General features: G+C 69.0%; 15 protein-coding genes. 10 read left to right on the forward strand and 5 right to left on the reverse strand.

Annotation, left to right across the window (positions count from 1 at the left end; translation table 11 throughout):
• Positions 1-77 precede the first annotated feature (77 nt).
• The gene (locus ACTWQI_RS01180) at positions 78-611 is read left to right on the forward strand and encodes an ATP-binding protein (protein ID WP_443266508.1); all 534 of its coding nucleotides are present in this window, start codon (positions 78-80) and stop codon (positions 609-611) included.
• On the opposite strand, the gene ACTWQI_RS01185 is transcribed toward ACTWQI_RS01180, so the two are convergent.
• The gene (locus ACTWQI_RS01185) at positions 564-1,676 is read right to left on the reverse strand and encodes a hypothetical protein (protein WP_443266510.1); all 1,113 of its coding nucleotides are present in this window, start codon (positions 1,674-1,676) and stop codon (positions 564-566) included. The two genes, ACTWQI_RS01180 and ACTWQI_RS01185, sit on opposite strands and share 48 nt — an antisense overlap.
• Before the next feature lie 369 nt (positions 1,677-2,045).
• A complete protein-coding gene (locus ACTWQI_RS01190; RefSeq protein WP_443266512.1) occupies positions 2,046-4,094 on the reverse strand; it encodes a bifunctional glycosyltransferase 87/phosphatase PAP2 family protein in 2,049 nt (682 codons plus the stop codon).
• Positions 4,095-4,371: 277 nt separating this feature from the next.
• Here ACTWQI_RS01190 and ACTWQI_RS01195 point away from each other — a divergent pair, with 277 nt between their 5' ends.
• Positions 4,372-4,692 (forward strand): hypothetical protein, encoded by a 321-nt coding sequence (locus tag ACTWQI_RS01195; protein ID WP_443266514.1) that lies wholly within the window; start codon positions 4,372-4,374, stop codon positions 4,690-4,692.
• 115 nt (positions 4,693-4,807) lie between these two features.
• Here the strand turns inward: ACTWQI_RS01195 and ACTWQI_RS01200 are convergent, their stop codons facing one another.
• Positions 4,808-6,010, reverse strand: coding sequence for an RNA-guided endonuclease InsQ/TnpB family protein (locus ACTWQI_RS01200; RefSeq protein ID WP_443266515.1), 1,203 nt, complete (start codon positions 6,008-6,010; stop codon positions 4,808-4,810).
• Between the two features lie 29 nt (positions 6,011-6,039).
• Here ACTWQI_RS01200 and ACTWQI_RS01205 point away from each other — a divergent pair, with 29 nt between their 5' ends.
• The 5 genes from ACTWQI_RS01205 (at position 6,040) to ACTWQI_RS01225 (ending at position 12,423) form a co-directional block, all read left to right on the forward strand.
• Complete coding sequence (locus ACTWQI_RS01205) at positions 6,040-6,255, forward strand: Arc family DNA-binding protein (RefSeq protein WP_443266517.1); 216 nt, start codon at positions 6,040-6,042, stop codon at positions 6,253-6,255.
• A 325-nt stretch (positions 6,256-6,580) separates the two neighbouring features.
• Positions 6,581-8,314 (forward strand): AIPR family protein, encoded by a 1,734-nt coding sequence (locus tag ACTWQI_RS01210; protein ID WP_443266520.1) that lies wholly within the window; start codon positions 6,581-6,583, stop codon positions 8,312-8,314.
• A gap of 44 nt (positions 8,315-8,358) precedes the next feature.
• Positions 8,359-8,694 (forward strand): antibiotic biosynthesis monooxygenase family protein, encoded by a 336-nt coding sequence (locus tag ACTWQI_RS01215; protein WP_443266521.1) that lies wholly within the window; start codon positions 8,359-8,361, stop codon positions 8,692-8,694.
• A 302-nt stretch (positions 8,695-8,996) separates the two neighbouring features.
• A complete protein-coding gene (locus ACTWQI_RS01220; protein WP_443266523.1) occupies positions 8,997-11,393 on the forward strand; it encodes a glycoside hydrolase family 95 protein in 2,397 nt (798 codons plus the stop codon).
• Positions 11,394-11,559: 166 nt separating this feature from the next.
• Positions 11,560-12,423, forward strand: a complete 864-nt coding sequence (locus tag ACTWQI_RS01225; RefSeq protein WP_443266525.1) for a hypothetical protein — start codon at positions 11,560-11,562, stop codon at positions 12,421-12,423.
• A 128-nt stretch (positions 12,424-12,551) separates the two neighbouring features.
• Here the strand turns inward: ACTWQI_RS01225 and ACTWQI_RS01230 are convergent, their stop codons facing one another.
• A complete protein-coding gene (locus ACTWQI_RS01230; protein ID WP_443266526.1) occupies positions 12,552-13,166 on the reverse strand; it encodes an HhH-GPD-type base excision DNA repair protein in 615 nt (204 codons plus the stop codon).
• Between the two features lie 488 nt (positions 13,167-13,654).
• On the opposite strand from ACTWQI_RS01230, the gene ACTWQI_RS01235 reads away from it, so the two are divergent.
• Positions 13,655-14,317 carry an HAD-IA family hydrolase gene (locus ACTWQI_RS01235; RefSeq protein WP_443266527.1) on the forward strand — a complete coding sequence of 221 codons (663 nt, stop codon included), beginning with the start codon at positions 13,655-13,657 and terminating at the stop codon, positions 14,315-14,317.
• 31 nt (positions 14,318-14,348) lie between these two features.
• On the opposite strand, the gene ACTWQI_RS01240 is transcribed toward ACTWQI_RS01235, so the two are convergent.
• Entirely contained in the window at positions 14,349-15,140 is a 792-nt protein-coding gene (locus tag ACTWQI_RS01240; RefSeq protein ID WP_443266528.1) for an ABC transporter permease, read from the reverse strand.
• A gap of 208 nt (positions 15,141-15,348) precedes the next feature.
• Between ACTWQI_RS01240 and ACTWQI_RS01245 the strand changes: the two genes are divergently transcribed.
• The gene (locus ACTWQI_RS01245) at positions 15,349-16,020 is read left to right on the forward strand and encodes an HNH endonuclease family protein (protein WP_443266530.1); all 672 of its coding nucleotides are present in this window, start codon (positions 15,349-15,351) and stop codon (positions 16,018-16,020) included.
• Between the two features lie 130 nt (positions 16,021-16,150).
• Positions 16,151-18,049 (forward strand): alkaline phosphatase D family protein, encoded by a 1,899-nt coding sequence (locus ACTWQI_RS01250; protein WP_443266531.1) that lies wholly within the window; start codon positions 16,151-16,153, stop codon positions 18,047-18,049.
• Positions 18,050-18,113: the final 64 nt, after the last annotated feature.

An 18,113-nucleotide genomic window follows, 5' to 3' on the forward strand; every position in this document is an offset into this window, starting at 1 on the left:
CCTTGCTCAACTCGCCGACACAGCGCGTTGTGTTCAGTACATAGCCGAGCGTAGCCAAGCCCTATGACGCTGGTTGCGTGAACTGGACAACCGACCTCCTGACACCGGACGTCAACCCGCGCAAGCAGTACGGCATGCGCTTCACCGTGGGTGAGCACTCGGCCCGCCATGTGCGCCGTATCGTCCGCTCGTACCTCCGGCTCTGGGGTACGCCGCAGCTGACGGACGCGGCCGAGCTGGCCGTCACGGAGCTGCTGGCCAACGTCGTACGCCACGTACCGGACCGGCGCTGTTCGCTGCTGGTGCTCCGCCGCCCGGGTGGCCTGCGGGTGGAGGTCGCGGACGGCTCGCCGGAGAAGCCGTACGTCCGCACGACGGCGGCACCGGACGACGAGACCGGCCGCGGGCTTGCGTTGCTCGCGGCGGTCGTAGACGCATGGGGTGTCCTGCCGACGCCGGACGGCGGGAAGACCGTCTGGTTCGAGTGCGCGGTGGACGGCGGCGGTAAGACCGGCCGCCCGGCGAACGACAGGAACGACAAGTCCGGTGACGGTGACGTACGGTCAGCCTCGGCCCGCCACAAGCCAAGGGGTGCAGCGGACGGCTGGTGAGGCCACCGGCCGTGGGGTGCGTGGTGGCGCCGCGCGGGAGGCGGCCTCGGCTCCAGGGAGCAGCGGCAGGACGGTGATGGCTCCGTCCGGGCTCCACTTCACCGCGCGGTGCTCCGCACCGCTGGCAGCGGTGTGGCCGACGGCCGTGCCGTCGTCGGCGATCGCTTTGGCGTAGGCGTATTCGTCATCAGGCAGGTTGTCCAGCTTGGTGACCGTGCCGTCGGCCTTCCAGCGCACCGCGTGTTCGTTGTCGTCGGGGCCGACGGAGACGCCCGCGATCTCGCCGTTCGCGTTGATGTCATAGGCCGTGCTGCCGTTGGTGTCGCCGGGCAATGCGGGCAGCGTGGTGATGGTGCCGTCGGTGTCCCACCGCGTCGCCTCGAACTTGCCGCCCGCGGTTCCGGCCGAGCCGACAGCGGTGCCCTTGGCATCGATGTCCAGCGTTCCGCCGCTTGTCTTACCCGAGGGGAAGCCCAGGTTGGTGGCGGCTCCGGCGGCGTTCCACCGTACGGGGTGGTAGTCGCTGTTTGCCACGCCGGAGACGCCGGCGATCATACCGTCGTCGTTGATCCCGTTGACTCCCGCCTCGGTGTCGCCGGGCAGGGGTTTGAACGTGGTGATCGTGCCGTCGGTGTTCCACCGCACGGCGTGGAACGGGCCGCCGGACACCCCGGACCAGCCGATGATCGTGCCGCTGTTGTTGATCCCCCAGGCGGAGCTGGCGGTGTCCCCGGGGAGCAAGGGCAGCTTGGTGATGCCGCCGTCGGTGTCCCATCGCACCGCACGGGGCTTGTAGTCGGGCGTGTCGGACTCGCCGACGATCACGCCTTTGTCGTTGACCGCCTTGGCCGCGCTGGTGGCATCGCCCGGCAGCGTGCCCAGATCGGTCACGGTGCCGTCGGCATTCCAGCGCACCGCGTGGTTCGTGCTGCCGGGTGCGGGGCTGAAACCGACGATGACGGTACCGCTGGAGTTGATGTCCGCAGCGCCTGCGACGACGAACGCGGACTCCTTCGCCGTCGCTTGTTGAGTGGGAATCCCCATGGAGACGGCTAATGCCGTCACTGCAACGAACACCTTGCGCAAGCTGTGATGATGGCGCACCTGTTGCCTCCGTCCTGATCCTCGGCCATGCCCACGAGGACAAGGCCCTGCAGGGAATGGGGTGAGGAATGGCGCCACGACGGGCTGGAGAACGCATCGCCACTCCCGCTGGCTGGGAAGGCCTCAAAGCGCCTCAACCAGCCAGTGTCTTACGTGGGGGGAAAGCGGAGTCGGCCGCACGGGAACGTAGCCGCCTCATCTGGTCTAGTCCAGCTCATGTGCGGCTGTCTTAACTCTTAACGCCGGCCCCACCCCCGAGCCGTACGAGTGGCGGCGGGCGGCAGTCCGGCGGATGCTGAAAAGCGCGGCGATCCGACGGGGCGGCGGAAGTCAGCTCCGCCTGGCATCCGTCGCCCCGAAAACGCGGGACATCGCGCCGAGGCCGGGTACGGGCAGCGGGTCCTGGTCCGGCGCCTCCGCTGCTCTGCGCGGGGCCGGTCGGTCCGGGTCGCGCTGCGGCCGGCCGCCCAGGAGCACGTACTGCAGTCCGAAGCCGGCTGCCACGACCGCGGCCCCGCCGACCGCGTCGAGCAGATAGTGGTTCGCCGTGCCCACGATCACGACGACGGTCAGCAGCGGGTAGAGGAATCCCGCGATCCGGAGCCACATCCAGGGCGCGATCAGGGCGAGGGCGATCGCGCACCACAGGGCCCAGCCGACGTGCAAGGACGGCATCGCCGCGTACTGGTTCGAAATCTTGGTGAGCGCGCCGAATTCGGGGCTGTCGAGGTCCTGGGGGCCGTTCACCGTGTCGATGAAGCCCAGGCCCGGCATGAGCCTCGGGGGCGCGAGCGGGTAGAGCCAGAAGCCGATGAGCGCGAGCAGCGTCGTCAAAGAGAGGGTTGTGCGTGCCCATCGGTACATCGCGGGTCGACGCCGGTACAGCCACCCGAGCAGCACCAGCGGCACGAGGAAGTGGAAGGAGGTGTAGGCGAAGTTCATGGCGCTCTCGAGCCATGGCACCTTCACCACCGCGTGGTTGAAGGCGTACTCCACATCCATCAGCAGCATGCGCTCGAGGCGGAGGATCTGCCGCCCGTGCTCCTCGGCGTTGCCGCGCGCGCCGGCGGCCGGCAGGCGTACGGCCGAATAGGCCCAGTAGCCGACGCGGATCAGGAGGAGTTCGAGGAGCAGGTTCGGGCGGGACAGCGGTCGGCGCCAGAACCCCAGCAGGGGGATCCAGCGGCGCGGGGCGGACGAAGGCGCGGGGTCGGGGAACTCCGCGGGTACCGCGCGGTCCCACCATGGGGACTTGCGGCTGAGGAAGGGGACGGCACAGGCCGCGGCGAGCGCGGCGAGCAGCGGCGCGTTCTCGCCGATGACGCGGACGCCGTCGATCCTGGGCACCAGAGCGGTGCTGCTCAGGGTCATCACCAGCACGACGACCGTCGGCCACACCATCCGGTCCGTCTGCCGTCTGCCGGCGCGGCCGACCACGGCGAGGAGGATCCACAGCTGCTGATGCAGCCAGGCGGTGGGCGATACGGCCACGGCCACACAGCCGGTCAGCGCTGCGGCGAGGAGCAACTGGCCGTCGTTCGCGTAGTGCGCGGCGCGCCGCAGGCCGATCACGGCGACGGCTACCGCGAGCACGGCGAACACCGCAACTTCTGTCACTCCGCTGAGGCCCCACCGCAGCAGCAGACCGTGCAGGGACTGGTTGTGCAGGCTGTTCGCGGGTCCGCCGAGCCCGGCTCCGGCGAGGTGGTGCACCCAGTACGTGGCGGAGTCGTGCGGCAGCAGGGCCCAGGCGAACGCCGAGCTCGCCCCGAACGTCCCGGCGGCCGTCGCGGCGGCCCGCCGCCGGCCCGTCAACCACAGCAGCGGGACGAACAGTAACGCGGTCGGCTGGAGGGCGGCGGCCAGGCCGATGAGCGTCCCCGACCTGCGTGCGGAGACCTGCGGCAGGAGGGCGAGGAGGACCAGGAGGACGGGCAGGATGCTGGTCTGACCGAGGGTGAAGGTGTTGCGGACCGGCAGCGAGAGCACCATCAGGCTGATGGCGACGGGCGCGGCGAAGAGCCTGGTGCGGCCGGAGACCGGGCGGGGCAGGCCGCGGGCGACGGCGAAACCGAGGGCGACGACGAGCAGCAGGGTGCCGAACGTCCAGAAGACGCCGAGGCTCTGCTCTGCCGAGCGGGTGAGCGGTTTGAGGACGAGCCCGGCGAACGGCGTACCGGTGAAGGTGCCGTTCTCGTACAGCGGGCCGGGCATGCGCAGGACGCCGTGCGGCCCTATCCAGGTCTCCAGCTCGGTGAGACGTTCGCCGGGCGGGAGCCGCAGCACGGCTGCCGCCTGACGGGCGGTGAGCAGAGCGGTCAGGAGCCAGACGACTCCCAAGGCCATGCGGACCCGTGACTCCGGAGACTCCGCTGTCATCGTGCCGCGCCTCTGTGCGTTCGCCACGCGCCGCCGCTCCCCCTCCGCCTCGAACGGATCTCCAAGGGTCCCTGTTTACCGACGCAGGACACCTCTGTGTCACCTGACTGCCGCTGTTTGTTGGCTCGAACATTAAGGGGGCGCGGCGGAGATCCGCACCTCGTGTCGATCGTCGGAGGCGTTGCTCGAATGGCCCGTCCCGGAGCGACGGGCCGTGGTGGCTCGCTTACCGTCGTCGTGGAAGCGGCGTACGGCCGGCCGAGGCCGACGGCACGACATGAGAGGGACTGCGATGGCCGTACTGCTGTCGTTGCGCTGGGCGGGTGTCACGCCCGAGAAGTACGAAGCGGCGCGGAGCAGGATCCGCTGGGAGGAGGAGCCGCCCCCGGGCATCGTCATGCATGCCGCCGCCTTCGACGACGAGGGGATCCGGGTGTTCGACGTGTGGGACACCGAGGCCGATTGGGAGCGGTTCGCCGCGGAGCAACTGGGCCCGACGGCGAAGGAGATCGGCATCGTGGGTGAGCCGGAGACGGAGCTGCTGCCCCTGCACCGCCGCTTCGTCGCCCCCGGCATCACCGGCGGCGACAGCATCTGACCTGCCCCGGGCGGGCTCGGTCGAGTACGGCAGGATGGCCGACATGAGCATCTTGACTGCTCCCTGGCCTGAAGACGGGGGATCCCAGCCTTCGGGTTGATGGGGGATTCCTAGCTCACGCAGCCTGGCGGACCGGCGGCCCGTCAGGTCTTCCACGATCAGCGCTAGCCGGGTTCAGACCAGCCCGGAGGAGCATCACTCGGGCGGAGTTCTTGTCTCTGGGGGAAACGGCTCCGCACGCGGTGCAGGTGTAGGTACGTTCCGACAGCGGCAGTGCGTGCTTGGTTCTCGCTCCGCAGTGTCCGCAATCCATGGTGGTATGCGCTGGGTGCACAAGCCGCAGGGTGCGGCCATGCTTGCGTGCCATGTTGACCAGTTCGTGCTTGGTGGCGGAGATCGCTGCATCGGCGGCCTTGCGCGCCATAGAGGAACTGGCAAGGAACTTCGGGCAGAAATCCTCCACCGCAAGAACAGAATGGTCGGTCACTACGCGCTTGGCCCACTTGCGGGCAGTGTCCTGCCGCTGCCGTGCCACCTTCTTGTGCAACTTGGCTGTCAGCCTCTTCGCCCGCCGGTAGCCCTTTGATCCGGCCTGCCCGCGCTTCGGCTGACGACGAGCCATCATCCGCTGATAGCGGGCGAGCTTCTTCGCGGCCTTCTTACCGTGCTCGGCGTGCGGGAGGTCATGCTCGTCGCTGGTGGTGGTCGCGGTCTCGGTCACGCCCCAATCGATGCCGATACAGCGCCCGGTCTCCGGAAGCGGTTCGGCCTGGGCGGGCACAACGAATGAGGCGTACCAGTGGCCGAGACTGTCGCGATAGATCCGCACGCTCGACGGGTCAGCAGGCAGTTCCCGGGACCACACCACCGTCAGGACCAAGCCACCCGCCAAGTGCAGGCGCCCGTCCTTCACCCGGAAGCCGTGGCGGGTGTAGTTCAGCGTCGGGTCCGCGAGGTGCTTCCTCTTGTGCTTCGGCATGCCCGCCCGTTGCCTGATCGGAAGACGGTCCTTGATATCCTTCAGCGCCTTGGCTCGCGACCTGCCGAAATCCCGGACCACCTGCTGCTGCGGAACACTGCTGCCCTCACGGAGCCAAGGTGTCGCGCTCCGGGCCTCGGTCAGCATCTTGTCGAGCCGGGCTGGTCCGCACTTCTCGCCATCCCGGTGCGCCTTCTTGGACCGGGCGACGCATTCGTTCCAGATCCACCTGCACCGGTCCCACTCGCCCAGCAGCGTGGCGCGTGCGGTCGACGACACACGGAGGCGGTAGGTGTACCGGGCGATCCCAGTACCCGCAGCTAGCTTTGGTGTCGTCATGCCACCACTCTACAACTACAGTTGAGACTATGGATGACGAAGTGCGCATCACCCTACGGCTCCCCTCTGACATTCACTCCCAGCTGACCGCCCAGGCCCGCACGGCCCGGCGATCCCTCAACTCCGAGATCGTGCATCGGCTCGAGCTCAGCCTCGGCACCCCCGTGATGGACGCCGAAACACCCGGCAGCAATCCGGCTAGCCCTGCCCCGCAACGCGGGAAGCCGGAGGCCTCCCCAGCCTAAAAACCGAGACATCTTCCAGTTCATCCGTGAAGATCCATGTCCTGACCGTGCCCGAGGAGCAGCGCGAGGCGCCTAGAAGCGCTTCGACGCGCGGGCCGAGATAGTGGAGATCCGACGGCTTCGAGTGGTTCGAGCTGCTCCGGCCTCAACAGGTGCCTTGATGTACCACGCGCCTTCCAGCAGAGCCACCCTGCGCGGACGAACCGTGCCCTCCACAGGGAGGGCGCCTCCACCAGACCGATCCTGTCAGCGCCCTTGCACACAGAGTGTTCAGCTGGCGAGAATGGGGCGGCCTTGTCTAGGTCGTGCAATCCAGGGGGGCCGGGTGGCACCAAAGAACAACGATCAGCGCCTACTCGATCGAATCCTTGAAGATAAGCGCCTGAGACTTGCACCCAACCTGCGACTCGAAGACTTTTTCAACTACTTCGCAGCCGATAACGCCCTCCAGGACTTGGACCTTGACACCGACGAGTTACGCGATGGAATCGTCGACGGCTCCCATGACTGCGGCGTTGACGGGATCTGGGTGCTCGTAGACGGTCGATACGTAACGGCCGATTGGCGGCCTCGTATCGGCGGCCGAGCACCCGAGATCGACCTCGTCATCCTGCAGGCCAAGACAGCACCCGGCTATCAGGAAAGCGCATTCGAGAAACTCCACTATCACTTGCCCCTGCTTCTCAACATGGGGCGCGATATCGGAAAACTCTCCGAATCGACCAATGCGAAGCTGCTGGATCGCACCGGCCGATTCCTGCGCGTCCTCGAAGAGTTAGCGTCATCGTTCCCTAAAATTCGCATTAAGGTAATCTACGCAACCAAGTCGGCGGAGCCGCCACATCCCAACGTGCGCGCCAAGGGCAATAGATTGGCCCGCGAGCTGGAGAGCATCGCTTCCGGCACTCGCTGCAAGATTGAATACCTCGGTGCGGCGGAGCTCCGCGAATTGGCTGCCCGCGGAGCCACTGTTGTCGGCGAGCTGGTATTCACCGAGACTCCCATGAGCACCTCCTTGGGGGAGGCGTATGTCTGCCTTGTGCGCCTCGACGAGTATTGCAAGTTCCTGTCTGCACCGAACGACGCGCTGCGCCTGGAACTCTTTGAGTCCAATGTCCGAGACTACGCAGGCCGCACAGCGGTCAACAGCGCTATCAGGGAGACGCTGAACTCCACCAGTAAGGATGACTTCTGGTGGTTCAACAATGGTGTGACGATTGTCGCCTCCGAGGCAAGAATTACCGGCAAAAAGATCGTCATGAAAGACCCGCAAATAGTTAACGGCCTGCAGACCAGTCACCTCATCTACAGCCATTTCCAACAATCCGAACAGCACCGAGATCGCTCACTGCTCGTCAAGATTGTCGTCCCCCCTGGCTCAAGCACCCGGGATGGAATCATCAGAGCAACAAACAGCCAGACTCAACTGCCACCGGGCGCCCTGCGCGCTACGGAGAAGATCCAGAAAGACATCGAGGAGTCTCTTGCAAGAGTCGGCGGCTTCTATTACGAGCGCCGCGCCAACTACTACAAGAATCTGGGATTCGAGCTCGAACAGATCGTAAGCATGGCACGACTTGCGCAGGAGTTCACGGCTTTCGCGCTTGGAGAGCCGCACTCTGCACTCAAATTCTCCGAGAGTCTGCTCATGCAAGACGCGCACTACGAGAAGATATTCTCTACAGATCGGGATCTCGACCTATACCGAATCGTTCTCCAAGTACATCGAGAAATCGGCAACTTCCTGACTTCATACATGGATTACAACACCCTACTGGGGGATACTGCAGAGAATTGGCGATACCATCTCGCCTACATGGCATCTTTCACGCTCACCAAGAAAAGAAGCCCCTCCGAGAGAGAATTCTTGGCCATCGACACGAATTCCTTTTCGGAGGATCTCATCGAGCAGATGGTATTGATTCTTGATCGGGAATATAGAGCTGCGCTACGCAGTAACAAGACGAAGGGAATTGACCGAATCGCTCGGAGCAGTGACTTCACACATCGGGTCCGCCAGGCGACCCTGAACACACGCCGCTTCAAGATCGAACGTTAAACCCCGGCGCTAGAGCCCCCGAGCTATACGGCAAGATGAGCCCTATGAGCATTGTGAAGATCAATGTGCTGACGGTTCCCGAGGAGCAGCGCGAGGTGCTGGAGAAGCGGTTCGGCGCGCGGGCCGGGATGGTGGAGAACTCCGACGGCTTCGAGTGGTTCGAGCTGCTGCGGCCGCTGGAGGGGACGGACCAGTACCTCGTTTACACGCGATGGCGCGACGAAGCTGCCTTCACGGCGTGGATGGAAGGAACGATGAAGGCCGCACATCAGGGCGGCGGGGCCGGGGAGGGCGGCGGCGAGCGGCCGAAGCCCGCGGCGTCCGGCGCGACGCTCTGGTCGTTCGAGGTGGTCCAGCAGGCCGCGCCGAAGCGGGGCTGACCACGCCGCCGGCCTGCGGCCGCCCCTGGCGTTCTGCCGGAGTGCCGGGTCCTGACGCCGAGACGGGGTGAAACCGTCCCGCCCGCCGTTGTCTGTGTACGTTCACGTCGCTACACTCCCGGAAGACATCCGACCAATCACCATCCCGCGGCCCCATCAGATCGGCGTAATTGCTGGTAACTGCGGCTTGGACAAAGAAGAGGTCTGATCTCCCCCCAGCTAACGCTGAGGGTGCCCCCAGGGAGGGGCCCCGGGCCGCCGCCATCGAGTTCTGTCGATTCTCGTTCCGCGGAGGACCCACCATGATCGCCTGCAGAAGGCTGCTTTCGGTACTGGCCGCGCTGGCCATCGTCGGTGGCGCCCTGGCGGCAAGCGGCCGGCCGGAGGAGGCCCAGGCCGCAGCCCCCGGCGAGGCGATGACGCTCTGGTACGACGAACCCGCGACGAACTGGGAGCGGCAGGCACTGCCGATCGGCAACGGCGCGCTCGGTGCGATGGTCTTCGGCGGCACCGGGACCGAGCACCTGCAGTTCAACGAGAAGACGTTATGGACGGGCGGCCCCGGTTCCAAGGAGGGGTACGACAACGGCAACTGGTCGGCTCCGCGGCCGGGTGCGCTGGACGACGTCAGGCGCACCATCGACAGCCAGACCACGATGAAGCCGTCGGCCGTGGCCCAGAAGCTCGGCCAGGCCCGGCGCGGCTTCGGCGCCTACCAGACCTTCGGGGATCTCTGGCTCGACGTGGCCGGCGCGGCGAACGCGACCGGCTACCGGCGCCACCTCAGCGTGCGGGACGCGACCGCCGGGGTGTCGTACACCGCGGGCGGAATCGCGTACAGCCGCGAGTACTTCGCCTCCCACCCGGCAGGCGTCATCGCGGGGCGGCTCGGCGCGGACCGCGGCGGCAAGGTGTCCTTCACCCTGCGGGTGTCCTCACCCCGCAATGACCAGTCGGTGACGGTCTTGAACGGGCGGCTGACGGTCCGCGGTGCACTCGAGCAGAACGGCATGCGGTTCGAGGCGCAGATCCGGGTGCTCACCACCGGCGGTACCCGGGTCGACGGCACCGACCGGATCACGGTGACCGACGCCGACAGTGCGGTCTTCCTGCTCGCCGCCGGCACCGACTACGCCGACACCTACCCGGAGTACCGCGGCGCGGACCCCCACGACGGAGTCACCGCCCGCGTCGACGCCGCTGCCGCCCAGGGCTGGAGCGCGCTGCGCGCCGCCCACGTCGCCGACCACCGCAGGCTGTTCGACCGGGTCGCTCTTGACATCGGACAGGCGATGCCGGACACGCCGACCGACGACCTGCTGGCCGCGTACACCGGCGGCGCGAGCGCCGCCGATCGCGCCCTGGAGGCCCTGTACTTCGCGTACGGCCGGTACCTGCTGATCGCCTCGTCGCGCGCCGGCTCGCTTCCGGCGAACCTCCAGGGCGTATGGAACAACTCCGTCAAACCGCCATGGAACGCCGACTACCACACCAACATCAACCTCCAGATGAACTACTGGCCGGCCGACGCGACCAACCTCGCGGAGACCGTCGAGCCCTATACCCGTTTCGTCGAGAAGCTCCAGGCACCAGGACAGCGGACGGCCCGGGAGATGTTCGGCACGAGCGGCTGGATGGTGCAGAACGAGACCAACCCCTTCGGCTACACCGGTGTGCACGACCACCCCAACTCCTTCTGGTTCCCCGAGGCCGCCGGCTGGCTCACCCAGACGCTGTACGACCACTACCGGTACTCCCGCGACGTCAGCTACCTCAGGCAGCGCGCGTACCCGCTGATGAAGGACGCGGCGAAGTTCTGGCTGGCGAACCTGCACACCGATCCGCGCGACGGCAAGCTCGTCGTCTCGCCCAGCCACTCGCCCGAGCACGGCGACTTCTCCGCGGGCGCCTCGATGGCGCAGCAGATCGTCTGGGACCTGTTCACCAACACGATCGAGGCCGCCGACGTCCTCGGCGACGACGCGGCCTTCCGCGGGCAACTCGCCGCCGCCCGCGCCAAGCTCGACCCCGGTACCCGGATCGGGAAGTGGGGCCAGCTGATGGAGTGGAAGACCGACTGGGACGACCCGAACGACAAGCATCGGCACGCCTCCCACCTGTTCGCGGTGCACCCCGGCCGGCAGATCACCCGGGGCAGCGCCCTCGCGGAGGCCGCCAAGGTGTCGCTGAACGCCCGCGGCGACGCGGGCACCGGGTGGAGCAAGGCATGGAAGATCAACTTCTGGGCCCGGCTCGGCGACGGGAACCGCTCGCACAAGCTGCTCGTCGAGCAGTTGCGCTCCTCGACCCTGCCCAACCTCCTCGACACACACCCGCCCTTCCAGATCGACGGCAACTTCGGCGCGGTCTCCGGCGTCGCCGAGATGCTGCTGCAGAGCCAGACCGGTGTGATCGATGTGCTGCCTGCCCTGCCGGGGACGTGGCCGACCGGCTCGGTGCGGGGGCTGCGCGCCCGCGGCGACGTCACCGTCGAGTTGCGCTGGGCGGCACGGGCGGCCACGGCGATCAGGCTGGCCGCCGGCAAGACCGGCGAACTACAGGTCCGCAATCGGCTGTTCACCGGCTCGTACACCCTCGTCGACGCCGGCAGCGGAACCGCCGTACCGCACACCAGGACCGGCGACACGATCACCTTCGACGCGCAGGCAGGGCACACCTACCTCGCCACCCGTTCCTGACGACTGCGCCATCGGCGCGCTTGGGCGGCAGGAGACGTTGCAGAACCGGAACGAGCCACTCCAACCCATTGACCTCCGCGGAAGCCTCCCGAACAATCGTCCGTCTCGTCACCGGACACAGCGGCAGCCTCGTGGCGCGCCGCCCTGGAGCCTTGGAGGAGGACAGATGAGGGTGTCGCGAGTGTTCGCCGTTCTTGTCATGAGCGCGACCCTGGTGATGGCCGCCGTCCCGGCCAACGGGGCGCTCACCGACGGCCTGCAGCAGGCCGTGGCCGGTGCCGAGGAGCTGTCGGCGCCCAAACCGGCTTGGTACACCGCGCAGTTGCACGCCAAGGTGGTCGAGGCCGGCGACCGGGGGGAGGGCGTACCCCTTCCCGACGGCGTCACCTATCCGTCCAGCGGGCTGGCCTTCACCGGCATCCGCCCAGGCGCCTGGATGATCGCACCCGCCGGCTGCACGATGAACTTCGTCTTCGGCCAGGCACCGAACTACTACATAGGCACCGCGGGACATTGCACCGAGCCCGGTGACGAGGTCACGATCTTCGCCGCGCCGGGCCTGCTGATGAACATCGGCAAGACGGTCAAGAGTGTCGACAACGGCGTGGGCGACGACTTCGCGCTCGTCGAGATCCGGCCGGAGATGGCCGAGCACGTCAACCCGTCGATGACGTACTTCGGCGGCCCGACCGGTCAAGGTTCGCCGGAGTCCGGCGACATCGTCGAGCATGCCGGGCACGGCCTGGTCATCGGCACCGGCGGCACACCCCGGGCGGGTGTAGTGGCCTACCGCGGCCCAGGCGACGAGCGGCGGAGCGATGCGTTCTCCTGGGCCGGCGCGGCGTCGCCGGGTGACTCGGGGTCACCGGTCCGTCTGGCGGACGGCACCGCCGCCGGCGACCTGACGCACCTGGTCGTCGGAGAGCCGTACGCCCCGGGCGCGGTCGCGGGGACGTCGATCGAGCGGATGCTCAAGATCGCCGGCAAGCCTCTGGCCACGGCCCCGGACGGTCCCGACCCAGCCTCGTAGGAGCGGCCGGCCCGCGCTCGTCCAGCGCCAGCGTCCACCCCGGAAGTACTGCTGTCGTCGAGAGTCGTCGAGGCAGGACTTCCGTCCTTGGATGATCGCGCAGCGCGGCGGGCGCGGGTGTCGGCCCGTTACGAGCGTGTGGTGCCGGGCGTGGTCGGGCCCGAAGTCGCCTGTTTTGCCGCGCGTTTGGCCTCCTGCTTGTAGGCGCGGACCTTGGCCAGCGACTCGGGGCCGGTGATGTCGGCCACCGAACGGTAGGAGCCCGCCTCCCCGTACGGGCCGGCCGCCTCGCGCCAGCCCTCGGGCGTCACGCCGTACTGCTTCCCCAGCAGGGCCAGGAAGATCTGGGACTTCTGCTTGCCGAAGCCGGGGAGTGCGTTCAGCCGCGCGAGGAGTTCCCTGCCGGTGCTCACGTCGCGCCAGAGGGCGAGCGGATCGCCGTCGTAGTGATCGACCAGGTACTGGCAGAGCTGCTGAATGCGCTTGGCCATGGAACCGGGGTAGCGGTGCACGGCGGGCTTCGCCGACAGCAGGGCGACGAACGCCTCCGGGTCGTGCACGGCGATGTCGTGCGCGTCCAGATCGTCGACGCGCATGCGCTGCGCGATGGTGTGCGGGCCGGAGAACGCCCATTCCATGGGGATCTGTTGGTCGAGAAGCATGCCGATCAGGGCGGCCAGCGGGCTGCGGCCGAGCAGCTCGTCGGCCTCCTGCTGCTGCGCGAGCCGGACTGTGATGTTCATGGGCACGATGATCTCCCGGCCCGCTCCCCCGCGCATCCCCCTCGCCGGGGCGGCCGCTGCCGCGGAGCCTGCTGCGCACTGCCGCAGTGCCTGCGCCCCCGCCAGGACAGCCGCCACCGCAGTGCGTACTGGCACCCCCTCGGTGCGGGACCCCTGGCAGAGGTAGCTGCTGCTGCCGTGGTCATCGCGGAGGGCGAGCACGCTCGCGGACCCGCTGCCGCGGCGCGCGCGGGCTCGCGGCGCAGGCCCTGCCTCTCGCCAGGGTGACGGCCACACGCGGATCGTCGCGGAGGCTGAGCCCTTCACGAGAGTGTGGGGCGTCATCGGCCGAATGTGGGCGGGCCATTGTTTTCGGAGTCGTTACCCGGGCGGGCTGGCCGGGACCGTCTGGGCTTTGTATCGTGTGGGAACAAAGTGGTCCCGCCCGCATTCCCCTGACCGGCGGGCGGGACCGCTTGCCTCTTCCGCCGCGCCCTGGAGCCACGCCGATGACGGCCATCACCACCCTCACCACCCGTGCCCTGCTGCTCGACATGGACGGAACCCTCGTCGACTCCGACGCCGTGGTCGAGCGCTGCTGGCGGCGCTGGGCCGAGGAGCAGGGGCTGGACCCCGACGACGTGCTCCGCGACGTCCACGGGCGGCAGGGCCACGCCACCATGGCGCTGCTCCTGCCCGACCGCCCCGCGGAGCTGAACCACGCCGACAACCGGCGGATGCTCGAACAGGAGGCGACGGACGTCGACGGCGTGGTAGCCGTCCCCGGCGCACCGGCTTTCCTGGCGGCACTCGCCGACCTGCCGCACGCCCTGGTCACATCCGCCGACGAGCGCCTGGCCCAGGCCCGTATGCGTGCCGCCGGACTTCCGATGCCGGAAGTCCGGGTCACCGCCGAGCGCGTGGGCGCCGGGAAGCCGGACCCCGAGGGCTTCCTGAAGGGCGCGGCCGAGCTCGGCTTCGCCCCCGAGGACTGCATCGTCCTCGAGGACTCGGAGGTCGGCATGGCGGCGGGCCGCGCGGCCGGGATGCGGGTCGTGGGTGTGGGCGCCCGAGCGGCCGCGTACCGGCCGACGGTGCACGTGCCCACGCTTGACCACGTGCAGGTTGAAGCCCTCGAGGGCGGCGCCCTCCGGCTGCACATCAGCCCCTGAGGCCCGGCGAACAGCCGCTCACCTCACGCCGTCAGTCCCGGTGAAGCCGGCCACGGGCGACGAGCTCCAACACCAGCGCCACCGCGACCGCCTGCACCATCATCAGCGCGACCAGCACGAACAGCTGCACTGCCCCGGCCACCATCGGTGACGCCCCGCCCAGCAGCATGCCCACGAACGCGCCCGGCAGGGTGACCAGCCCCACCGTCCGGGTCTGGTCGAGCCCGGGGAGGAGGGCGTCGGAGGCGGCGGGCCGGGCGACTTCCAGGCGCGCGTCGCGGTCGAGCAGTCCCAGCGCCATGCCCGCCTCGACCTCCCCGTGCCGGGTGCGCAGTTCGTCGAGCGCGCGGCGCCCGCCGAGCACGGTGGCGGTGAGCGCGCCGCCGATGAGGATGCCGGTGACCGGGATGAGCGCGATGCCCTCGAGCGGCACGAGACCGGTGAGGAGGAGGACGGCGACGACGGGGAGGACTCCGGCGGCGATGGGGACCACGGCCCACCACCAGGTGCGGTTGCCGGTGATACGGCGGCCCGCGGTGCGTACCGCCACGGCGAACATCAGGGCGATGAAGGACAGCAGCAAGGGGACCTCGTGGACCACCCAGCCGATGAGGAACGAGACGGCGGCGAGCTGGACCGCGGCACGGAGCCCGGCTACGGCGACGGAGCGGTGGTAGCCGCGGCCGGTGCCGTCGGCGAGACGGGCGAGCGCGGCGATACCGGCAGCGGCGACCAGCAGCACGGCGAGTACGGCTCCGAGTGTCGCGTTGACCGGCAGCAGCGTGGAGTCGGCGGCGAGCTGCGAGACGTCGGCGGCGGGCACCCGCCCACGATACGGCGAAGCCTGCTGGCCTCCCTCCCACGAACACCGGCTTGGGGGTCGTGCGGTGGCGCGCACATGAACCACATGTCTTGATATGACGTGAGCATGTCGTCACGCTGTTACGTGGCGCCTGCCCCACGGAAACCTGGCGCCGCGACGATGGCCACGCTTCACCGGCCACCACCCCCCTCACCCACGGGAGTTCGCCATGGTCCGTACGCGCACGACAGCTGTGCGGCGCAAGTTCTACGCGCGTCGAATACCCATCCTGGCCGGGCTGTCCGCCCTGGCCGCCGTCACCACGATGCTGGTTCTCCCCACCGCTCAGGCCGCCCCGCCCACGCCGCCGAGCGCGGCCACCGCCCGCACCTACCTCGGCCAGCTGACGGTCAAGCCGGAGGGCTCGTCGACCGGCTACAGCCGTGACAAGTTCCCGCACTGGATCACCCAGAGCGGCAGCTGCAACACCCGCGAGGTCGTCCTGAAGCGCGACGGCACGGACGTCCAGCAGGACTCCAGCTGTGCGGCGGTCAGCGGCAAGTGGTTCTCGCCGTACGACAACGCCACCTGGTACGCCGCCTCGGACGTCGACATCGACCACGTCGTCCCGCTGGCCGAGGCATGGCGGTCCGGGGCCAGCGGCTGGACGACCTCGCGGCGCCAGGGCTTCGCGAACGACCTCTCCCGGGCCCAGCTCATCGCCGTCACCGACAACGTCAACCAGTCCAAGGGAGATCAGGACCCGGCCGAATGGCTGCCGCCGGTCGGCGGTTACCACTGCATGTACGCGCGCATGTGGGTCCAGGTGAAGCACTACTACGCCCTGTCGGTCGACTCCGCCGAAAAGTCGGCGCTCAGCGGGGTCCTCAACCGCTGCTGAGCCGTCCGGAGGCGAAGCGAGGCGGAACACCTGCGGAATCTCCTGGAAGGAAACTCCCCACCTCCCTCCGTCGTTCCGTACCGTACGGTGCGACGAACCGTAAGGCGCGACGGAGGGAGGCCATGCGCCTATGGCCGGACTGCTCTTGGGACCGCTCCTGCGGTACGTGGACGAGACGAGCGCGACCGTCTGGGTCGAAACGGGCCGACCCTGCACGGTCGAAGTCGTCTGCGAAGGCGGCACGGGCCGCGGTGTGGCACGCACCTGGGAGATCGCGGGGCACCACTACGCGCTGGCCACCGTGGTCGGACTGCGCCCCGGCACCGCCACCCCGTACCGCGTGCTCCTCGACGGCGTCGAGGTCTGGCCGGGCACGGACGACCGCTATCCGCCCAGCACGATCCGTACGCTGCCGGCGCCGGAGGCCAATACCTCGCCATCGGGTCCCTCCGGTCCGACCGGCCGAGAGCCCACCCTGCGGGTCGCCTTCGGCTCCTGTCGCTGGGCCGCGCCGCCCTCCGACGCCGGCCACGACCCGGTGGGCCCGGACGCGCTCGACACGCTCGCCACGCGGATCGCCGCCGACCCGGACGGCGAGCGGCCGGACATCCTGGTGCTGCTGGGCGACCAGGTGTACGCGGACGAGACCTCGACGGCGATCCGCCAGTGGCTCGGCGCCCGCCGCGACCTGCGCGAACCGCCCGGCAACCAGGTCGCGGACTTCGAGGAGTACACCCGCCTCTACTACGAGTCCTGGCTGGACCCGGATGTGCGCTGGCTGTTCTCCAACGTCCCCAGCTGCATGATCTTCGATGACCACGATGTGATCGACGACTGGAACACCAGCGCCACGTGGCTCGAGAAGATGCGGACCGCCCCGTGGTGGGAGGAGCGGGTGGTCTCGGGCCTGATGTCGTACTGGGTCTACCAGCACCTGGGCAATCTCTCTCCCGCCGAACTGATGGCCGATCCGCTCTTCGCCGAGGTGCGCGCGGCGCGCGACGGGACCGCGCTGCTCCGGGAATTCGCCACCCGGGCCGACGCCGACCCGCTGTTCACGCGGTGGAGCTACCGTCGCGACCTAGGCCGCGCGCGGCTGCTGATGGTGGACACCCGGGCCGCCCGGGTGCTCACCGAGGACCAGCGGGCGATGCTCGACGACCGCGAGTGGGCCTGGCTGCGCGAGCAGGTGCCGGACGGCGGCCCCGGCGCGTACGACCACCTGCTGATCGGCTCCTCGCTGCCATGGCTGCTGCCGCCCGCCATCGACGACGTGGAGCGGTGGAACGCGGCGCTGTGCGCCGGGGAGCGCGGCCCGCGCTGGGCGCGGATCGCCGAGAAGCTGCGGCAGCTCGGCGACCTCGAGCACTGGTCGGCCTTCCCGCGGTCCTTCGACGCGTTGACGGAGCTGATCGCCCGGGCGGGCAGGGGCTCGTCCGAGTCCGGCGAAGGGCCTGGCGGGGACGGCGGGCCCGCCACGGTGTGCGTGCTCTCGGGCGATGTGCACCATGCGTACGTCGCGGAGCCGCAGTGGCCGGAGGGCGAGGAGCCGGCGGCACGGGTGCTCCAGCTGACCTGCTCGCCGGTCCACAACAGCGTCCCGGCATCGATGAAACTCGGCTTCCGCTTCGGCTGGAGCCGGGCCGGTCGCTGGCTGGGGCGCGCGATGGCGCGCCATGGCCGCGTGGGACGGCAGGGGCGGGTCGGACCTCCGGCGATCAGCTGGCGCAAGACGGGCGGGCCGTGGTTCGGCAACCAGCTCATGACGCTGACGCTGCGCGGACGCGGGGCGCGGCTGCGGCTCGACCAGGCGCGCGCCGGGGGCGAGCGGGCGGCGGATCGCCGGGCGAATCCGGCGGCCGGGCGCGGCGGGGACTCCGTACCCCGGCTGAGGACGGTCCTCGACACCGAGATCGCACCGCCCACCCCGGTGACAGCCGAGCCGGAGCTGCTCCCGGATGCCGCGCATGCGCGGGGTGGGGCAGCCGCGGCGGGCGCGCCGACTGCGTCGGCCCGTGATGCGGGGTAGGGGGACGGCCGCGGCTTCTGCAGGCCCGCTGCCCGGGCGGCGCTGCGCACCGTTGTGACGCGGC

Origin of the sequence: Streptomyces sp. KR80, assembly GCF_052245555.1 — a bacterium.
Taxonomy (GTDB): Bacteria; Actinomycetota; Actinomycetes; order Streptomycetales; family Streptomycetaceae; genus Streptomyces.

What these genes read in the sequence shown, in the direction of transcription:
- ACTWQI_RS01190 (WP_443266512.1), bottom strand. Translation starts at nt 4,094, where the DNA reads ATGACAGCGGAGTCTCCGGAGTCACGGGTCCGCATGGCCTTGGGAGTC.
- ACTWQI_RS01195 (WP_443266514.1), top strand. Translation starts at nt 4,372, where the DNA reads ATGAGAGGGACTGCGATGGCCGTACTGCTGTCGTTGCGCTGGGCGGGT.
- ACTWQI_RS01200 (WP_443266515.1), bottom strand. Translation starts at nt 6,010, where the DNA reads ATGACGACACCAAAGCTAGCTGCGGGTACTGGGATCGCCCGGTACACC.
- ACTWQI_RS01205 (WP_443266517.1), top strand. Translation starts at nt 6,040, where the DNA reads ATGGATGACGAAGTGCGCATCACCCTACGGCTCCCCTCTGACATTCAC.
- ACTWQI_RS01215 (WP_443266521.1), top strand. Translation starts at nt 8,359, where the DNA reads ATGAGCATTGTGAAGATCAATGTGCTGACGGTTCCCGAGGAGCAGCGC.
- ACTWQI_RS01220 (WP_443266523.1), top strand. Translation starts at nt 8,997, where the DNA reads ATGATCGCCTGCAGAAGGCTGCTTTCGGTACTGGCCGCGCTGGCCATC.
- ACTWQI_RS01225 (WP_443266525.1), top strand. Translation starts at nt 11,560, where the DNA reads ATGAGGGTGTCGCGAGTGTTCGCCGTTCTTGTCATGAGCGCGACCCTG.
- ACTWQI_RS01230 (WP_443266526.1), bottom strand. Translation starts at nt 13,166, where the DNA reads ATGAACATCACAGTCCGGCTCGCGCAGCAGCAGGAGGCCGACGAGCTG.
- ACTWQI_RS01235 (WP_443266527.1), top strand. Translation starts at nt 13,655, where the DNA reads ATGACGGCCATCACCACCCTCACCACCCGTGCCCTGCTGCTCGACATG.
- ACTWQI_RS01245 (WP_443266530.1), top strand. Translation starts at nt 15,349, where the DNA reads ATGGTCCGTACGCGCACGACAGCTGTGCGGCGCAAGTTCTACGCGCGT.
- ACTWQI_RS01250 (WP_443266531.1), top strand. Translation starts at nt 16,151, where the DNA reads ATGGCCGGACTGCTCTTGGGACCGCTCCTGCGGTACGTGGACGAGACG.